Source organism: Nonomuraea sp. GTA35 (assembly GCF_041950525.1).
GTDB lineage: Bacteria > Actinomycetota > Actinomycetes > Streptosporangiales > Streptosporangiaceae > Nonomuraea.
In genome coordinates this window covers 666202-683674 of the sequence record NZ_JBGNUV010000003.1, presented here as the reverse complement: position 1 = coordinate 683674, position 17473 = coordinate 666202, and the positions used below count along the sequence as shown (strand labels likewise).

General features: G+C 71.4%; 17 protein-coding genes. 6 read left to right on the top strand and 11 right to left on the bottom strand.

All coding sequences use genetic code 11. The annotated features are described in order from the left end of the window. Positions 1-41: 41 nt before the first annotated feature. The 5 genes from ACBJ32_RS16345 to ACBJ32_RS16325 form a co-directional block, all read right to left on the bottom strand. On the bottom strand, positions 42-1229 hold the full coding sequence (locus ACBJ32_RS16345; protein ID WP_375127420.1) for an FAD-dependent oxidoreductase: 1188 nt from the start codon (positions 1227-1229) through the stop codon (positions 42-44). Further along, positions 1226-1972, bottom strand: a complete 747-nt coding sequence (locus ACBJ32_RS16340; protein WP_357868093.1) for a hypothetical protein — start codon at positions 1970-1972, stop codon at positions 1226-1228. Before ACBJ32_RS16340 ends, ACBJ32_RS16345 begins: the two co-directional genes overlap by 4 nt. A gap of 60 nt (positions 1973-2032) precedes the next feature. Further along, a complete protein-coding gene (locus ACBJ32_RS16335) occupies positions 2033-2245 on the bottom strand; it encodes a hypothetical protein (RefSeq protein WP_357868096.1) in 213 nt (70 codons plus the stop codon). A gap of 14 nt (positions 2246-2259) precedes the next feature. Further along, entirely contained in the window at positions 2260-2877 is a 618-nt protein-coding gene (locus ACBJ32_RS16330; protein ID WP_375127419.1) for a hypothetical protein, read from the bottom strand. 185 nt (positions 2878-3062) lie between these two features. Next, positions 3063-3773: a hypothetical protein gene (locus ACBJ32_RS16325; RefSeq protein ID WP_357868101.1), complete on the bottom strand. Its 711-nt coding sequence runs from the start codon at positions 3771-3773 to the stop codon at positions 3063-3065. 224 nt (positions 3774-3997) lie between these two features. Here ACBJ32_RS16325 and ACBJ32_RS16320 point away from each other — a divergent pair, with 224 nt between their 5' ends. Together ACBJ32_RS16320 and ACBJ32_RS16315 are read left to right on the top strand one after the other, a co-directional pair. After that, positions 3998-5254 (top strand): Scr1 family TA system antitoxin-like transcriptional regulator, encoded by a 1257-nt coding sequence (locus tag ACBJ32_RS16320; RefSeq protein WP_375127418.1) that lies wholly within the window; start codon positions 3998-4000, stop codon positions 5252-5254. A gap of 202 nt (positions 5255-5456) precedes the next feature. After that, positions 5457-6260, top strand: a complete 804-nt coding sequence (locus ACBJ32_RS16315) for an SAM-dependent methyltransferase (protein ID WP_375127765.1) — start codon at positions 5457-5459, stop codon at positions 6258-6260. 87 nt (positions 6261-6347) lie between these two features. Here ACBJ32_RS16315 and ACBJ32_RS16310 read toward each other — a convergent pair whose 3' ends face one another. The 3 genes from ACBJ32_RS16310 to ACBJ32_RS16300 are packed head-to-tail and all read right to left on the bottom strand — an operon-like array spanning position 6348 to position 9131. After that, complete coding sequence (locus tag ACBJ32_RS16310) at positions 6348-6767, bottom strand: hypothetical protein (RefSeq protein ID WP_375127417.1); 420 nt, start codon at positions 6765-6767, stop codon at positions 6348-6350. Continuing rightward, positions 6764-8281, bottom strand: a complete 1518-nt coding sequence (locus ACBJ32_RS16305) for a hypothetical protein (RefSeq protein ID WP_375127416.1) — start codon at positions 8279-8281, stop codon at positions 6764-6766. Before ACBJ32_RS16305 ends, ACBJ32_RS16310 begins: the two co-directional genes overlap by 4 nt. Positions 8282-8312: 31 nt before the next feature. Next, on the bottom strand, positions 8313-9131 hold the full coding sequence (locus tag ACBJ32_RS16300; RefSeq protein WP_357868113.1) for a DUF4253 domain-containing protein: 819 nt from the start codon (positions 9129-9131) through the stop codon (positions 8313-8315). A gap of 110 nt (positions 9132-9241) precedes the next feature. On the opposite strand from ACBJ32_RS16300, the gene ACBJ32_RS16295 reads away from it, so the two are divergent. After that, positions 9242-9820 carry an HAD family hydrolase gene (locus ACBJ32_RS16295; protein WP_375127415.1) on the top strand — a complete coding sequence of 193 codons (579 nt, stop codon included), beginning with the start codon at positions 9242-9244 and terminating at the stop codon, positions 9818-9820. Here ACBJ32_RS16295 and ACBJ32_RS16290 read toward each other — a convergent pair. Together ACBJ32_RS16290 and ACBJ32_RS16285 are read right to left on the bottom strand one after the other, a co-directional pair. Continuing rightward, positions 9817-10461 (bottom strand): TenA family protein, encoded by a 645-nt coding sequence (locus tag ACBJ32_RS16290; RefSeq protein ID WP_375127414.1) that lies wholly within the window; start codon positions 10459-10461, stop codon positions 9817-9819. The two genes, ACBJ32_RS16295 and ACBJ32_RS16290, sit on opposite strands and share 4 nt — an antisense overlap. A gap of 118 nt (positions 10462-10579) precedes the next feature. Then, the gene (locus ACBJ32_RS16285) at positions 10580-11623 is read right to left on the bottom strand and encodes a TIGR03118 family protein (protein WP_375127413.1); all 1044 of its coding nucleotides are present in this window, start codon (positions 11621-11623) and stop codon (positions 10580-10582) included. 218 nt (positions 11624-11841) lie between these two features. Here ACBJ32_RS16285 and ppgK point away from each other — a divergent pair, with 218 nt between their 5' ends. Then, on the top strand, positions 11842-12576 hold the full coding sequence (ppgK, locus tag ACBJ32_RS16280) for a polyphosphate--glucose phosphotransferase (protein WP_375127412.1): 735 nt from the start codon (positions 11842-11844) through the stop codon (positions 12574-12576). Between the two features lie 46 nt (positions 12577-12622). Here the strand turns inward: ppgK and ACBJ32_RS16275 are convergent, their stop codons facing one another. Continuing rightward, a complete protein-coding gene (locus ACBJ32_RS16275) occupies positions 12623-13060 on the bottom strand; it encodes a MarR family winged helix-turn-helix transcriptional regulator (RefSeq protein ID WP_375127411.1) in 438 nt (145 codons plus the stop codon). A gap of 59 nt (positions 13061-13119) precedes the next feature. Between ACBJ32_RS16275 and ACBJ32_RS16270 the strand changes: the two genes are divergently transcribed. Both ACBJ32_RS16270 and hrpA read left to right on the top strand, forming a co-directional pair. Further along, positions 13120-13476: a VOC family protein gene (locus ACBJ32_RS16270; protein ID WP_375127410.1), complete on the top strand. Its 357-nt coding sequence runs from the start codon at positions 13120-13122 to the stop codon at positions 13474-13476. A gap of 120 nt (positions 13477-13596) precedes the next feature. Next, positions 13597-17466 carry an ATP-dependent RNA helicase HrpA gene (hrpA, locus tag ACBJ32_RS16265; RefSeq protein ID WP_375127409.1) on the top strand — a complete coding sequence of 1290 codons (3870 nt, stop codon included), beginning with the start codon at positions 13597-13599 and terminating at the stop codon, positions 17464-17466. Positions 17467-17473: the final 7 nt, after the last annotated feature.

Below are 17473 nucleotides of genomic sequence, written 5' to 3'. Positions count from 1 at the left end.
TGTCACCTCCTCCATTCGGTACGCGGCCACGGGTCCCGGGGTCAGGTCCTCCCGGCCGAATCGGCGGATGCGGAGCTCGGCGTGTCGAGCAGCGACGCCTGCGCCAGGTAGGCGCGCGTGGCGTCCGGGTCCCCGGCGATGGCCCGCAGCCCGGCCATGGCCGCCGCGAGCCGGGCGCTGTCGCGCTCGCGCACGCCCGCCAGCCGGGTCTCGCCGCGCGGGATCACCCGTTGCAGCAGCACCGAGCGGCGCCGCCAGGCCCACGCCTCCAGCGCGGCGGGCCGGGCGTAGCCGCCGAGCACGGCCGCGATCACCTGGCCGGCCTCGGCGGCGTCGTGGATGCCCGCGTTCATGTTGAGCCCGCCGACGGTGGAGGTCAGGTGCGCGGCGTCGCCCACGAACAGCACCCGCCCGCACCGGTAGGAGGTCAGCACCCCCCTCGACAGCCCGAACCGGTCGGCGCCGGTGATCCGGATCGGCTCGCCCGCGCCGGGCAGGGCCCTGCGGACCAGCAGGGACAGGTTCGACGGGGACAGCGGCTCGTGCGTGTCACAGGGGATCTTGAAGATGATCCGCCAGTGGTCGGGCAGCCCGAGCAGCGTGCACGACTGCTGCACGTCCCGCACGTACGTCAGCGGCGCCAGGCTCGGCAGCAGCCGGTCGAGCGGCGAGTCGGTGAACACGCGCAGCGCCTGCGCCGGGTAGGCGGACCTGGGGAACGGCAGGCCCAGCGAGCTGCGTACGGTGCTGTGCGCGCCGTCGGCGGCGATCATGTACCGGGCCCGCGTCCAGGTGTGGCCGACGCGGACCCGGATCCCTGTGCCGCCCTCCGCCACACCGTCCACGTGGGTGCCGAACCGCACGTCCACGTCCGGGTAGACGTTCAGGGCGGCGAGCAGCAGCGGGGTCAGGGAGGCCTGGTCGGCGTGGATCCTGAACGGATGCTTGGTCAGGCCGTCGAGCCGGTTCATGCCCATCTCGGCCGGCACGATCCCCGACCGGTCGCGCCACTGCACCCGGTCCACCACCCGGCCGGCGGTCACCAGCCTGGCCGCCACGCCGAGGTCGTCCAGCAGGTCGAGCGTGGCGGGGTGGAACGTGCAGGCGCGCGGCTGCCGGGGCAGCTCGTTCTCGCGCTCCAGCACGGTGACCGGGATCCCGGCCCTGGCCAGGGAGAGAGCGGCGGTCAGGCCGGCGGGTCCCGCGCCGACCACGATGACGCCGTTCATGGCCTGCCTCCCATCCGCGCCGCGGCCGCCATGTGGTGGCGGCGGTACGGCACGCGGCTGAGCGTCACGTGCCGGCCGACGGCCTTGGACAGGGCCCACCAGGCCACGCAGAGGTTCGAGGTGAGCAAGGTCCGGTCGTTGCCGCTGGTCAGCGGCCTGAGCACGGGCAGCGTGGGCAGCCCGGTGCCGGTGAAGAGCAGCACGGCGTCCCCGGGCGGCTCCGCCAGCTCGACCTGGCTGACCAGCGAGGCGGGCGTGTGCCCGTAAGGCGAGTAGCCGTCCGGCGCGCGTACCTGGACGACCTGGGTGACGTTCAGCCCGGCCGTCTTCCAGAACCGCTCCGCCAGGTCCGTCACCCACGGCTGGTACGGCGAGACCAGCACGATGTCGCTCGCCATGACGTGCTCCAGCGCCTCGCGGGTGGCCAGCGTGGCGGTGGCGAACGGCACCCCGGTCGCGGCCGTCAGCTCGGCGCACTGCTCGCGGTCCTCGTCGGGCCCGAGCAGGTAGCGGGGCTGGCTGCAGGCCATGACCATCGCGTCCAGCCGCAGGCCGTCGAACGCGCCGATCATGGCGGGCATGGCGGCGTTGTAGCTCTCCAGCCGGTCGGCCAGGGACGGCCCCAGCCGTACGGGGAGGCGGGCGACGTGCATGTCGGCCCGCGAGCCGAGCAGCCGGGTGAGCTCGGGTTCCGCGGACGGGTTCGCGGGTGCCACGAGCACGCCGACCCTGCGGCGGCTCATCGTGTGCCCCGGACGGTGCGCATGGTCTTGTCCTCCTGTGCGGGAAGGCGAGAGAGAGGGTCAGTGGGCTCGGTGCCGTAGCGCTTCGTCGATCTCGGTGATGGCTTCGACGGACACCTGCCGGATGCGGCGCAGCCGGTGCACGGTGCGCGCCGATCCCGCCGCCTGTTCCTCGCCTCGCGGTTCCCCGCCCCAGGACGGTGGCGGCGCGCCGGGCCGTACGCCCCGCGCGTGGACTTCGTGCGGTTGCCTGCGCAACTCGTCGGTGAGCATGGTCTGGCTCCTATTTACAGCGGGTGGGTTACTCGGGGTGGATCTGCGGGGCGGGCCGGTCGGGTCCCGGCCCGGTCGAGACGTGCGCGCGGCTCGGCGAGGAGCCGGCGGGGCATCGCCGGCCCCTCTTCGGCCGCGCGTCGGGATCGAGGTCCGTTCTCACGTTCCGACGCCCCGGCGACCCGCACCAGCGCCGTGGCGGCGAGCAGAACGGTGGCCGGCAGGACGGCCATGAGCACGCGGGCGTGCCCGGGCACCGGCCCCCGCAGGGGTGGCCGGCCGATCGGCACCGTGGCGCCCGTCACGGCGATCGGTCCGCCCGGCTTCGCTGTCGTGCCGATGGTGCCGTCCAGGCCGGATGCACCGCCGTAGACGACCCTGCCGAGCCCGACGCGGCGGACGACCGGCACGGCCGGAGGCGCCGCCGCCTTCGTGGCGGCTCCTGGAGAGCCGCGAAACCGCCGCGGGTCGCGGGCACGCCGCCGCCACGAGATCAGCGGCAGGACGGCGTACGCGCGTACGCGACCCTGCGGGCGGTGAGAAAGCCGGCCCCAGTCGCCACCCCTCGAGACGGCCAGCACGCCAGCCGCTACCGCGCTGGCCGTCAGCACCGCGCCGACTATGTCGGGCACGTGCCGCACGGTGCCGTGGGGGTGGGGAAGCGCCGGGGCCGGCGCTGGGAGGGCTGCCACGCGGGCCGCGTACGGGCCGCGCCGGCCGGGAGAGGCCGGCGGCCGTGCGCCGCGGGGTGGCAGCGGGTGCCGAGACGCGGACGGGATGACCGCCGTCGCGCCCAGGCAGATGGGGGCCGGGAGATTCATCGAGCCGTCACCGCGCTCTCGGCCACGTTCGGAACGCTGACGCAGACCATGCGCTCCGTCAGCCCGGCTCTGGGTCCTGCCGCGCGCGTACGGGCCGGTCCCGCACCGCCGGCCACCATGCGCGCGACCTTGGAGGCGAGCGCGAGATGCTCGCCGCAGCGCCGGCCCACCTTGGCCTCCAGGCCGGCCACCTGGGCCAGCCTCAGCCGCAGGGGCTCCAGCGACGAGCGCCGTTCGAGACCGTCGAGGTCGGCCAGCCTGGCCGGCCAGCGCAGCTCCTCGGCGCAGTGGGCCTCGACCTCGACGGGCAGCTCCACGGCGGGGAACCCCTCGTGGCGCAGCCGGGTGGCGACCATGACGGCGGTGAACGCCGTCTTGTCGAAGTCCGCCAGCCGGCCCGCGAGGGCCGCGCCGAGCATCCTGACGCGGTGGCTCAGGCAGACCGCACTCCACCCGAGCAACAGCAGCCGATCGGGGCCCGTCTCGGTGTGCCAGCCCGCCAGCCGCAGCTCGCGGGCCATCCGGTGGTAGAAGCGCCAGCGGTGGCCGGGGTCGTCCAGCCAGACCTGGACCCCGCCCAGAGGCAGGCCGGCGACGTGTACGCCGGCTCCCGCCACGGGTCCCGCCACGCGGGCGCAGATGCGCTGGACCACCCGCTCCTGACCAGGGACGGCCGGGCCGTCCAGGAAGGTCGAATCCATGGTCACGTCCGGCCACCTCCTCGCAGGGGGATCTCTCCAGAACCCTGAGACTGTTAAGTCACAGTTACCACGTGAACCGATAGTCCGCTTATGAGGGGGGCTATGTCAACTGACAGTTTGCGCATAAGTTGATACCTGCCTGCGTGGCAGAGCTTGCCCGCATGGCAGGGGACAGTGGGGCCCGCGTCCCTTACGCTGGACCATGTTCACGGGCGGCAAGGAGGTGTGCCGTGGCGAACTTCGCCGAGCGGCTCGATCTCGCGCTGACCAAGCGCGGCTTCACCGGCGCGCAGGTCGCCTCCGCCCTGACGGAGGCCGGCATCCCGATCACCCGTGCCTACGTCAGCCAGTTGCGCACCGGCAAGCAGACCAACCCGACGCTCCAGGTGCTCAGGGCGCTGGCGTCCTGCCTGCAGGTGAGCGTCGGCTGGCTGGTCGGCGACGACTACCTCGAGTCCGGCTCGGTGGAGGACCTGCAGCTGCGAGCGGCCACGACCGGCCTGTCCGCCTCGGGGCTGTCGGAGAGCTCGCTGTCCGTGCTGCGCGGCGTGATCGAGCTGGCCCGCAAGGCCGAGGGGTTGCCCGAGGAGCCCGAGCCGACGGCCGACATCCCCGAGGCGGTCGCGCCGCTGAGCGGCCCGCAGCGCCGGGCGCTGGGCAAGCGGCTGCACGGCCTGCGCCTGTCCGCGCAGCTCTCCGTCGAGCAGGTCGAGACCGCGATCGGCAGGGGCGCGGCCGCGATCCCCGCCATCGAGGAGGGCCGCATCGCGCCGGCGCCCATCACCGTCGAGCGCCTGCTGACCGTCTACGGCGTCTGCGTGCCCCCCATCCGCGAGTACGTGCTCTCGCTGGCCAGGGGCGAGCGCCAGGCCGCCTGGTACGACGCGCAGTCGGTGCCCGTCTGGCTGGCCACCGGCTACGCCCTGGAGGGGCGTGCCACGGTGATCCGCACCTACCACAACCAGTTCGTCCCGCCGCTGCTGCAGACCGAGGAGTACGCCAGGGCCGCCATCACCGTGGCCGGGCCCGCCACGCTCGGGCAGCAGACGGTGGAGGAGGCGCTCGCGCTCGTGCTGGCCCGCCAGGAGGCGGTGCCCCGCGACAACGGCGTGGTGTTGTGGGCCGTGATCGACGAGAGCGTGCTGACGCGCTCGATCGTCGGGCAGCACGTCCAGCTCCGCCAGCTCGACGTGCTGATCGAGCACGCCAAGCGGCCCAACGTCTCGCTGCACGTCGTGCCGATGGAGGATCCGGCGTACGTGCCGCGCACCGGCCCGTTCACGCTGTGGCGCTTCTCCGAGGCCTTCGAGCCCGACATCGCCTGCGCCCACGGCATCGAGTCCGACGCGCTGATCACCGACGCGGCCGCCGTGGAGGCCTTCCACCAGGCGTTCACCAAGCTGTCGGTGACGACGACCACCCGCGACGAGACCTTCGAGATGCTCAACTACCATCGCGAAAAGCTTTCGCGTTCTCTGGGTATTTGATCTCTTCGCCGGTTTGTACCAACGAATGGTTACGTAGGTATATCCATAATCAATGGCTTTCGCGGTTGTCATCCGCCGTGGGGCGAGGATCATATGGTCTGGGTCATCGAGTGGGGTCCGAAAGGATCAGCTTTTCCCGAGATAGTGGGCGAGGGGAAAGGGGTAACACTCAATGCGTCAGCGTGCCGTCCGAAACTTGGCGATGCTGGAGATGACCCAAGCGCGTGTCACTCGTATTCTCGACGCCGCCGCGGGCGGGAAGAACAACTTCGTGGCGGACCGGGATGTCATCCGCCGTTATGATCAGGCCGCACCCATCACGACGACGGCCGCCAGGGCCGTGCTCGAATATTTACGCCGTGTGGTCCGCCATCTGGCGAGCGAGGGTGTGGACCAGTTCGTGATCGTCGGAAGCGGCGTCCCGAGCGGCCTGCCACCGGGCAGGCAGTTGCACGACGTGGCCCGCAACGCCCTGAGCGCCTCGGTGCCGCGCGTGGTCTACGTGGAGAACGACCCCATGGTGCTGGCCGGAGCGAGGGCGACCATCGAGCCCGTCACCGACCTCGTCCGCGTCGTGGAGGGCGACGTGCGCGAGATCGACGACGTCCTCGACGACCGGGTGCTGCAGACATTCCTCGACTGGGACCGGCCGATGGCCGTGTTGCTGCTGTCCACCCACAGCCTGAACGACGACGAGTACTTCCATTACGTGATCAAACGGATTCGGCAGGTGGTCCCGGAGCGGAGTTACCTGTCGGTCATGCAGACCACGTTCGACGCCATTCCGGCGGAGTTGTTGCCGGCCATTCACGACCTGCTGGCCATGACGCTGCCGGGCCACGCGATTCGCACCCGGGAGGAGGTCGAGGCGTTGCTCGAAGGTCTGGTGCTGGTAGAGCCGGGGCTGGTGTGGGTCCCGGAATGGCGGCCCGACGACCACGACACCACCTGTACCGATCAGCCCAGCGCGTCCGGCAACTACGGCGCCGTGGCCCGGATCCCCTGACCGCCCGGGGTCACGCCGCCGAACTCGCCGACGCCCGCCGACGGCCCGGAGCCGCGCGAGCGCACCCGGGTCGGGTGGATCTCGCTCTCACAGCAGGCGGCCGCCCCGCAGCCGCCACTGCACGAACAGCACCCGCATGGGCCCGTTCACGAACAGCCACTGGCCGATCCACACGACCCCGAACATGACGGCGAACGCCCAGAACGACACCGGCCCCTCGACCCCCGGCACCAGGTCCAGATCGAGCAGCACCCACAGGAGCAGCCCCTCCGGCACCACCGTGACCAGCCCGAACAGCGTCGGCCAGTCCTTGTCCCAGCGGAACTGCATCAGCAGGTGGTACAGCAGCTCCCAGCCCACGCCGACCACGGCCACGGCCAGCAGCATCACGAACGCGTCGCGCAGCGACATCGGCAGCACCGCCCCGAGCAGCGCCGTCAGCACCGCCCCCACCGTGGCCAGCACGAACAGCCGGGTCTGCACCCGCCCGGCGAGTGTCGGGATCAAGCCGGTCTCCTGTTCGCCGCCCACTTCATCCACTGCGACACCGACCTGATCGGCCCCAGCCCCTTGCAGAACCCCCGCCTGGCCAGGTCGTCGGCGATGTCGAGGGCCGCGGTCTGCATGCCGAGGAAGCTGTCCACGGCCAGGAAGTGGTTGCCCGCGGTGGCCGCGCCCGAGGCGTACAGCTTGCCGTCGCCGTTCTCCGCGCCCAGCACCTCGAAGCTCGGGCCCACCTGCAGCCTGCCCGCCTTGTTGGGGCGGGCGCCGCCGTGCTGCAGCAGGTCGGCCAGCACCCGGTGCTCCGGCATGTCGGCCTCCAGGCCGGTGCAGTCGATGATGAAGTCGGAGACGTACTGCATGGGCGCCGAGCTCACGCTGCGGGTGTGGGTGACCAGCCGGCCGTCGGGCGCCTGGTCGATGCGCTCCACCTCGGCGTGCACCGGGTGGTACCAGCTTCCCTGCCTGGCCCGGCGCATCTGCGCCTGCCAGCGGGCCAGCTTCGGCGTGGTGGTGCCGGCCACCAGCGCGGCCAGCCGGGCCCGCCGCTCCGGCGACGCCTTGCGGAACTGCGCCTTGAGCTGGCCGCCGAACGCCGACTTGGGCATCGTGAACGCCTGGTACGCCCACCCGTCGCCGCCCTTGCGCCGCATGAACGCGTGCGGCCCGTGCGCGCCCGTCACGAACGTGCGGAAGAGGTGCACGATCTGTGTCTGCAGGCCGTACCGCTCCCTGTCGTCCATGAGGCGCTGCAGCACCCGCGAGGCCACGATGCCCGCCCCGCGCACGACCACCACGCCGGGACGCTTGCTGAGCTGGTCGTAGACGTGCTCGTGCGGCTCGTACGCGTTCACCACGCGATAGCGCTCGCCCCGCCGCTGCCGGAACTCCTGCAGGTCGTCGAGGAACTTCAGCCCCGGATACCCCACGGCCAGATGCACGTACCGCGAGCGCAGCGCCACCCGCTTGGTCGGCCCGCTGCCCGCCGGCGGCGTCAGCACGGTGAAGTAGCCGCCGCCCAGCCGCTTCCTGACCATGCGGACCTGCCCCTTGGCCAGCATCTCCCAGTAGCCGATGCGGTCGGCCTCGCGCTGCACGCTCCGCATGACGAGCGCGGCCCGCGGGCTGTAGAAGTCGCTGCCGATCGGCTCGGTGAGCACCTGGAACAGCGGCCCGACGGAGCGCTCCTGCCAGGCCTCCTGCACCGCGTACGAGGGGAAGCCCCAGATGTTGTCGGGCCGCGCGCCCGAGTCGGAGCGGATGCGCTCGTGCGCCGGGAGCTGCGAGACCCGCGTCAGGTACTCCCAGGTCTGCCAGGGGGAGTCGCTGGTCGAGAGCACCCGCATGGCGGAGGTGGCCACGCCGCGGACGCGCAGCACGTCGAGCAGCGTGAACGAGCCCAGGCCGCCGCCCACCGAGACCAGCGGCATGTCATAGATGGGGATGCCCGCCGACTCCACCAGCCCGTCGGCCCAGACGGAGGAGTGCAGTAACTCCGGCGTCAGATCTCCCCATGGCACGGAAGCTAAAGGTAGCGTAAAACCCCCGCTTTCAGTCCCACCAGAACGACCACACGTGACGGCCGGCGATCTGGTCGGCGTACCCCTGCAGATCGCCCGGCCCTTGCACCACGTTGTCCGGGCAGAACGTCCAGTGCTCGGCCGCCACGTGCAGCGCGTGCTCGGGATCGACCGGCGGCGCCGCCACGCTCAGCTCCAGCGTGTTGAACCCGACGCTCACCACCCGCGCCCCGAACCTGTCCTCCCAGCTCCGCACCACCGCCGCCATCGGCACCATCCACTCGTTGTGGTGCAGCGCCCCCTGCCAGCCCATCACCGCCAGCGCGTCCGCGCCCCGGCCCGCCGCGACCAGGCCGAGCGGCATGCCCCTGGCCGCCAGCTCGCCCGCCAGCCAGTCGGCGACCGCCTCCGGCTCGGCCTTCAGCACGCCGGGCGCCGCCAGGCCCGGGCAGAGCGCGCCGTACGGGTCCAGCTCCTCCAGCGCGTCGGGCGGCATCTGCGCCACCCACTCCTGCCACACCTCCGCCATGAACCCCTCGGCGGTGAAGTGGTCGATCTGGCGGGGATCGTCCGGCACGACCTGCCCGACGCTCCAGGGCTGCGCCGACTCGTCCAGCAGCAGCGGCCACAGGCCGCTGTGCGCATGCCACTCGCGCAGCAGCGTCCAGTCCGCGCCGGTCACCGGCTCGTCGCTCATCCAGAACGCCGGCCGCGCCGGCACCCCCTGCCCGGTGTAGCCGGGATCCGGCCAGACCACGTCACCGGGGGGCAAGGCCACGGGCAGCCTGCGCCCCCTGCCGCCGTCGGCGAACAGGGGGCCCAGCTCGCGTGGCAGCCGATGATCGCTCATGCCCTACCGTTCCGATACCGAATCCTGTCTCGGAGATGGTAGTGCCGCGGGTCGTCCCGGTACCTGTGGCGGGGACCCCGGGGTGCGGGTGTGAGGCAGAATGCTGTTCCGTGTTCCCCTTCGACGCGGTTCTCACCGACTTCGACGGCGTGCTGCGCCACTTCGACCACGCCGCCCAGGCCGACATCGAGGCCCGCTACGGCCTGCCCCTGATGAAGACGGCCTTCGACCCCGAGCTGATCCTGCCCCCGACGCTCGGGCACGTCACCGAGGCGCAGTGGGCGGAGTCGATCGTGGCGGCGCTCGGCGGCGACGAGCGCGCGCGGCAGGCCGTGGCCGAGTTCATCGAGATCGGCTTCTGGGTGGACGAGCAGGTCAAGGGGCTGCTGGCCAGGGCGCAGGAGCGGGTGCCGGTGATCATCGTGACCAACGCCATGGACACGCTGGAGGAGCACATCGACCGGCTCGGGCTGACGTACTTCGCCGACGACGTGGTCAGCAGCGCCAGGGTCGGCGTGGCCAAGCCCGACCCGCGCATCTACCGGATCGCGGCCGAGCGGGCCGGGGCCGAGCCCGGGCGCTGCCTGTTCGTCGACGACCGGCTGCCGAACGTGGAGGCCGCCAGGGCGCTGGGCATGACCGGCATCCACTACCGGACGTTTCAGGATCTCGCCGACGTCCTGGGCTAGCCGGCGGCCATGTCGAAGAAGGCCCGCTCCAGCTCCACGGCCCGGCGGAAGACGTCCAGCACCTCCCGGCGCCGCTCCTCGCCCAGCCCTTCGCCCAGCCGGTCGAGCTCGCCGCGCAGGAAGGCCACCCAGGCGCGGAACTCCGCGCCCTCGTGCAGCTCGATCCACTCGCGGTGCACGAAGCTCTCCGGCAGCGGCTCTGCCGCCCGCGAGGCCCAGCCGAGGTAACACCACTCGGCCACGCACAGCACGGCGGCGATCAGCAGGTAGTCCTGCGACACCCGCACCTCGTCCATGAGCCGCCTGAACGCCGCCGTCACCGGCTCCAGCGGCACCTCGGTCCGCCCGCCCAGCTCGGCCAGCGCCCGGTGGAAGTACGTCTTCTCCTCGGTGGTCGCCACCTGCCCGAGGAACGTGCCGTACGGCACCCGCGCCTCGAACGTGTCGGCGGCGGCCACGGCCGCGCCGAGCAGTGCCGTGAAGGAGTCCACGAACTGGAAGTCCTGCTCCAGGTAGCGCCGCATCTCATCGCCGGCCGCCGTTCCCTCGCAGATGGCCATCGCGAACGGGTGCCTCACCACCGCCGTCCACTCGGGCTCGCACTGCTGCCTCAGCCACTCGCTGAACGTCTGCTCACTCATGATCCCGGACTCTAGAGGACTCCGGAGGCCGTCTCGCTGGATGGACCGCCGCCCCCTCGCCGTGCTGGGCGAGCTGCGCTTCTCGCCAGGCCAGGGGGCGGCGGCGATGGAGCGCCTGTCAGTACCCGCCGTAGGGATTCTGGGAGGGCGGCTGGGTATTCGGGGCGCTCGACCGGTGGCCCGAGGGGTGCGTCGGGCTGCTCGACGGCGTGCTCGCCGCACCGTTGGAGCTCACCTTCGTGCCCTGCGGGGCGATGACCCCGATCAGGCCGTGCTTGGTGCCGTCGATGCCGGCGGAGAACCACAGCGAGCTCTCGCCGCCGGTGGCGGCGGTGCCCGGCTCGAGGTCCCAGAGGCCGGGCAGGACGATCGGCTTGCCGTCGGACGTGCGCAGCGAGCCCAGGTGCCGGCCATTCCGGTAGGCGTGGACGGTGCCGTCGCCGAAGTTGCCGACCAGCAGCGCGTTCCGGTACTCGCTGCGGCTCCAGCCCTCGGGCGCGGCGGTGATCCCCCAGGGGGCGTTCAGCCCGACGCGGGAGATGCGGCCGGTCAGGCGCCCGCTGGCGTTGAAGCGGCTGACGAAGCCCTTGCCGTTGCCGAAGACGGGCTTGCCGGTGCTCGGGTCGCGCAGGGCGTAGGCGACCCAGATGTTGCCGTTGGCCACCGCCACGTTGTAGGCGTTGTAGCCCCTCGGCAGCGCCCGGTCCCTGAACTGCGACCGGCCCAGCGGGATGCGCCTGAAGTCCTCGTCGAAGGCGTGGATGCGCCCGCTGGCGAAGTCGGCGGCCAGCAGGAACGCCTCGTCCTCGGTCTGGACGAGTTCCAGCCCCTTGTAGTCGGCGCCGCGGGTGAACGCCGCGATGACCGCGTTGGCCGGGTCGACCTCCGCGTTCCAGCCGCTGATGGCGCCGCTCGGGCTGGAGAAGATGAAGGTGGCGGGCTTGCCCTTGACGGTGAAGCCCTCACCGGGGTTGAACACCTGGCCGGTCGGGGCTCCGCCAGGGATGGCGACCTCCGTCTTCTCCTTCTTGCCCGTGCCGGAGTAGACGGTGGCGCTACCGGTGCCGGTGTTCGAGACCCACAGAGTCTTGCCCATGGCCAGGCCCCACGGGTTGACGACCTTGGGGTCGGTGACCGGGGCTTTGCCCTGAACGTCCGACACAAGGTTGATGACGTCGAATCGCGTCCTGGTGGTGGCGTGTGCGGGAGAGGTGAGAGTCGCTCCCAAGACGACCGCAACAGCGCAGAGTGTGATGATGCGTGGCCGCATCCGTTGCCTCCTAGTTAGCGCTTGTGACGCGAGATACGCGGAGGGAGGAGGCGGGGTTCAGCCGGGTCCAGAATTAGAGTTTTTCGCGCCTGCGGGGTAGATAGAGGATCATGAACGTGCTGGGCATCGACATCGGCGGCTCGGGCATCAAGGGCGCGCCGGTCGACACAGAGGCCGGTGAGCTGCTGGAAGAGCGGCTGCGCATCCCCACCCCCGAGCCGTCGTCGCCGGACGCGGTGGCCGAGGTGGTGCGCACCATCACCGGGCATTTCGGTTGGACCGGTCCGGTCGGGGTCACCTTCCCCGGAGTCGTCGTGGACGGCGTGATCAGGACGGCCGCCAACGTGGACCGCTCCTGGGTCGGCGTCGACGCGGCGCGGCTGTTCGGCGGGGCCACGGTGCTCAACGACGCCGACGCCGCCGGTCTGGCCGAGGTGAGCCTCGGCGAGGGGCGGGGGCGGCGGGGGACCGTCCTGGTGCTGACGTTCGGCACCGGGATCGGCAGCGCCCTGTTCGTGGACGGGGTGCTGGTGCCCAACACCGAGCTGGGGCACCTGGAGCTGAACGGCAGGGAGGCCGAGCACCACGCCTCGGACCGGGCCCGTGAGAAGCACGACCTGAGCTGGGAGAAGTGGGCGGAGCGGGTGGAGGAGTACCTGCGCCACGTCGAGATGTTGTTCTCGCCGTCGCTGATCGTGATCGGCGGGGGCGCCAGCAAGAAGGCGCAGAAGTTCCTGCCGCACGTGCACCTCGACACGCCCGTGGTGCCTGCCGCCCTCCAGAACCAGGCGGGCATCATCGGCGTCGCCCTGGCGGCCGCGGGCCGCGTCGAGACCGTCCGCTGACACCCTGGCGGCCGCCGCGGGCCGGGTGGAACGTGCCCCGCGGCGGTCAGCCCTGGCCGGAGAGGGCGTCGGCCATGTCGTCGAGCTGCCTCAGCAGCGTCTCCGTCTGAGCCCGGTCCAGGCCGGCCGTCATCCGGCGCTCGATCGCCAGCACGTCGGCCCTGGCCGCCTCCAGGACCCGTTCCCCCGCCGCCGTCAGCCGCGTGGGCAGCGCCCGCCCCGACGGCGCCGTCGAGGGCCGTGACACCAGCCCCGCGTCCTCCAGGTTGCGCAGCACCACGTTCATCGACTGGCGGGTCACGAACGCCCCGCGGGCCAGCTCCGCGTTCGACAGCCTGGGCTGCCGCCCGAGCAGCTCCAGGCACACGTACTGCGGCGTGGTGAGCCCGTGCGCGCGCAACGCGCCGTCCATGGCGGCCCGCAGGGCGGCCTGGACCCGCTTGAGCTGATAGCCGACGGTGCGGGTGGCATCGTCTTGCGTCATGTCAATAGTTTGACATACGCTCCCCCGTGTCAAAACCCTGACATCCGAAGGAGGGCATCATGACCGTCACCGGGATCGACTTCGTCGCGCTGCAGGTCCGCGATCTCGAAAGGGCCGCCGAGTTCTACGAGACGCGGCTCGGCCTCAAGCGCGCCCCTGGCCCGCCGCACGCGATCGTGTTCGCCACCGAGCCCATCGCCTTCGCCGTACGCGAGCCGCTCCCGGGCATGGACCTGCCCGAGCGGCCGGGGGCCGGCGTGGCGCTCTGGCTCAAGGCCGGCGACGCCCAGCGGCTGCACGACGAGCTCCAGGCGGCGGGCGTGCCGATCGTGACCCCGCCGGTGGACGGCCCCTTCGGGCGGACGTTCAGCTTCGCCGACCCCGAGGGCTACGTGATCACGATCCACGACCGCTAGGGCGATCGCGTTTCACGATCACCGGGGGACACGGCGATATTGGGATGCGCGAGGCGGGCGCGTCAGGCACCATGGGCGGTTGGCTCCGGGGATGCCCGGCTCAAATATCCTGAAAGCAGTATGGGAACGCCTTCGTTGTCCTCTCCACTCGCCGAGCTCCAGTCCCGCCTGCCCGACCTGATGCCGCGTGACCAGCGGCGGTTGCAGCGCAGGCTCGACGGCATGCGCCGCGTGCGCTCCCGCGACACGCGCGACAAGATCGTCGCGGAGATCCTGGCCGACCTGGAGCGGGCGGAGCAGCGACTGGTACGGCGCCGCGCGGCCGTACCGGTAGTGAAGTATCCGGAAAACCTGCCTGTGTCGCAGCGCAAGGACGACATCCTGGAGGCCGTCCGCGACCACCAGGTCGTGATCATCGCGGGCGAGACGGGCTCCGGCAAGACCACCCAGATCCCCAAGATCTGCCTGGAGCTGGGGCGGGGCGTCCGCGGGCTGATCGGCCACACCCAGCCCCGCCGCATCGCCGCCCGCACGGTCGCCGAGCGCATCGCCGAGGAACTCGGCACCGGCCTCGGCGAGGTGGTCGGCTACAAGGTGCGCTTCACCGACCAGGCGAGCGACCGCACCCTGGTCAAGCTCATGACCGACGGCATCCTGCTGGCCGAGCTGCAGAACGACCGCCTGCTCGACCAGTACGACACGCTGATCATCGACGAGGCCCACGAGCGCAGCCTCAACATCGACTTCATCCTCGGCTACCTCAAGCAGCTCCTCCCCAAGCGCCCCGACCTCAAGGTGATCATCACCAGCGCCACGATCGACCCCGAGCGCTTTTCCCGCCACTTCGACGACGCGCCGATCATCGAGGTGTCCGGCCGCACGTACCCGGTCGAGGTGCGCTACCGGCCGCTGGAGGAGGACGACGACCAGACGCAGGGCATCGTGGACGCCTGCCGGGAGCTGATCGGCGAGGGGCCCGGCGACATCCTGGTGTTCCTGTCGGGCGAGCGGGAGATCCGCGACGCCGCCGACGCCCTGGCCAAGGCGGAGTTCCGCAACACCGAGATCCTCCCGCTCTACGCCCGGCTCAGCGCCGCCGAGCAGCACCGCGTCTTCCAGCGCCACACCGGCCGCCGCATCGTGCTGGCCACCAACGTCGCCGAGACCTCGCTCACCGTCCCCGGCATCAAGTACGTCGTCGACCCCGGCTTCGCCCGCATCTCCCGCTACAGCCACCGCACCAAGGTGCAGCGCCTGCCGATCGAGCCCATCTCGCAGGCCAGCGCCAACCAGCGCAAGGGCCGCTCCGGGCGTACCTCCGACGGCATCTGCATCCGGCTGTACGAGGAGGAGGACTTCCTCAGCCGGCCGGAGTTCACCGACCCCGAGATCCTGCGCACGAACCTGGCCTCCGTCATCCTCCAGATGACCTCGATCGGGCTGGGCGACATCGAGGCGTTCCCGTTCGTCGAGCCGCCGGACCGCCGCCAGGTCAAGGACGGCGTCAACCTGCTGCACGAGCTCGGCGCGTTCGACGCCCAGAACAAGCTCACCGGCGTCGGCCGCAAGCTCGCGCAGCTGCCCGTGGACCCGCGCCTGGGCCGCATGGTCCTGGAGGCCGAGAAGAACGGCTGCCTGCGCGAGGTCATGGTGATCGCCGCCGCCCTGTCCATCCAGGACCCGCGCGAGCGCCCCGCCGACAAGCAGCAGCAGGCCGACGAGAAGCACCGCCGCTTCGCCGACCCCGAGTCCGACTTCATGGCCTACCTCAACCTGTGGAACTACCTGCGCGAGAAGCAGCAGGAGCTGTCGTCCAGCGCGTTCCGGCGGTCGTGCAAGGCCGAGTTCCTCAACTACCTGCGCGTACGCGAGTGGCAGGACATCTACAGCCAGATCCGCCAGTCGCTCGGCGCCCAGCCCAACAGCAGCCCTGCCGACCCGTACCACGTGCACGCGTCGCTGCTCGTCGGCCTGCTGTCGCACATCGGCGTCAAGGACGTGATGGAGAAACGCGGCGCCGACGGCCGCAGGCCCATCCAGGAGTACCTCGGCGCCCGCAACGCCCGCTTCGCCATCTTCCCCGGCTCGGCGCTGGCCAAGAAGCAGCCGCAGTGGGTCATGTCGGCCGAGCTCGTCGAGACCTCCCGCCTGTGGGCCCGGGTCAACGCCAAGATCGAGCCCGACTGGGTGGAGCCGCTCGCGCAGCACCTCGTCAAACGCACCTACTCCGAGCCGCACTGGGAGAAGAACCAGGGCGCCGTGATCGCCCTGGAGAAGGTCACCCTGTACGGCGTGCCGCTGGTGACCGGCCGCAAGGTCAACTACGGCCGCATCGACCCCGACCTGTCGCGAGAGCTGTTCATCAGGCACGCGCTGGTCGAGGGCGACTGGGACACCCACCACCAGTTCCTCAAGGACAACCGCCGGCTGCTCGGCGAGGTCGAGGAGCTGGAGAACCGCGCCCGCCGCCGCGACATCATGGTGGACGACGAGGCCCTGTTCGACTTCTACGACCAGCGGGTGCCGGCCGAGGTGGTCTCGGCCCGCCACTTCGACTCCTGGTGGAAGAAGGCCAGGCAGGAGCAGCCGGACCTGCTCACGTTCTCGCCGGAGATGCTGGTCAACGAGGGCGCCGACATCAGCGCCCGCGACTACCCCGACACCTGGAAACAGCTCGGCCAGCGGATGAAGCTGACCTACCAGTTCGAGCCGGGGGCCGACGCCGACGGTGTCACCGTGCACGTGCCGCTCCAGGTGCTCAACCAGGTCAACTCCGACGGCTTCGACTGGCAGATCCCCGGCCTGCGCGAGGAGCTGATCACCGCGCTGATCCGCTCCCTGCCGAAGAACCTGCGCCGCAACTTCGTGCCCGCTCCCAACTACGCCAAGCAGGTGCTCGCCGGCGTCAAGCAGGGCGGCGAGCCGCTGCTGGAGGCCGTCGAACGCGAGCTGCTGCGCCTGACGGGCATCCGCGTGCCGCGCGAGGCCTGGCAGCTCGACCAGGTGCCCGACCACCTGCGCATCACCTACCGGGTGATCGACGAGCGCAGGCGCACGGTGGCCGAGGACAAGGACCTCGACGCGCTCAAGCGCCGCCTGGCGCCCCGCCTGCGTCAGACGCTCTCGCAGGCGGGCGACGACCTGGAGCAGACCGGCCTGCACACCTGGAGCTTCGGCACCCTGCCCAAGGTCTTCGAGCAGGGCCGCATGAAGGGCTACCCGGCCCTGGTGGACGCGGGCGACTCGGTCTCCATCAAGATCTTCGAGACGCAGGCCGAGCAGCGCCGCTCCCACTGGCCCGGCGTCCGCCGCCTGCTCCTGCTCAACGTCACCAACCCCGCCAAGTCGCTGCTCGGCGGGCTGTCCAACCAGGCCAAGCTGGCCCTGTCACGCAGCCCTCACGGCGGGGCGGTGGCCCTGTTCGACGACGTGGTCAACGCCGCCGTGGACAAGCTCATGCTCGACGCCGGCGGCCCCGCCTGGGACCCGGTCGGCTTCGACCGCCTCTACCAGCACGTGCGCGCCCACCTGTACGACACGGCGCGGGACGTGCTGGCGAAGGTGGAGCAGATCCTCAGCGTCTGGCACGAGTCGAACGTGCGCCTGGACGCGCTGCGGGCGAGCGCGGCGACGGAGGACGTGCGGGATCAGCTCGGCAAGCTGGTGTACGCGGGCTTCGTGACGGCCACAGGCCATCGCCGGCTGTCCGACATCCTGCGCTACATCCGGGCCATCGACCGCCGCCTCGCCAAGCTGCCCGAGGAGCCCTGGCGGGACCAGGAGTGGATGGATCGGGTGCACAAGGTCGAGGACGACTACCACGACGTGCTGGAGCGGCTGCATCCGGCGCGGCGCCGGGATCCGGACGTGGTGGAGATCCGGTGGATGATCGAGGAGCTGAGGGTGAGCTTCTTCGCTCAGACGCTGGGGACCCCCACGCCTGTGTCGGAGAAGCGGATCGCCAAGGCGATGGAGAAGCTCGCACCGTGAAAGCGGC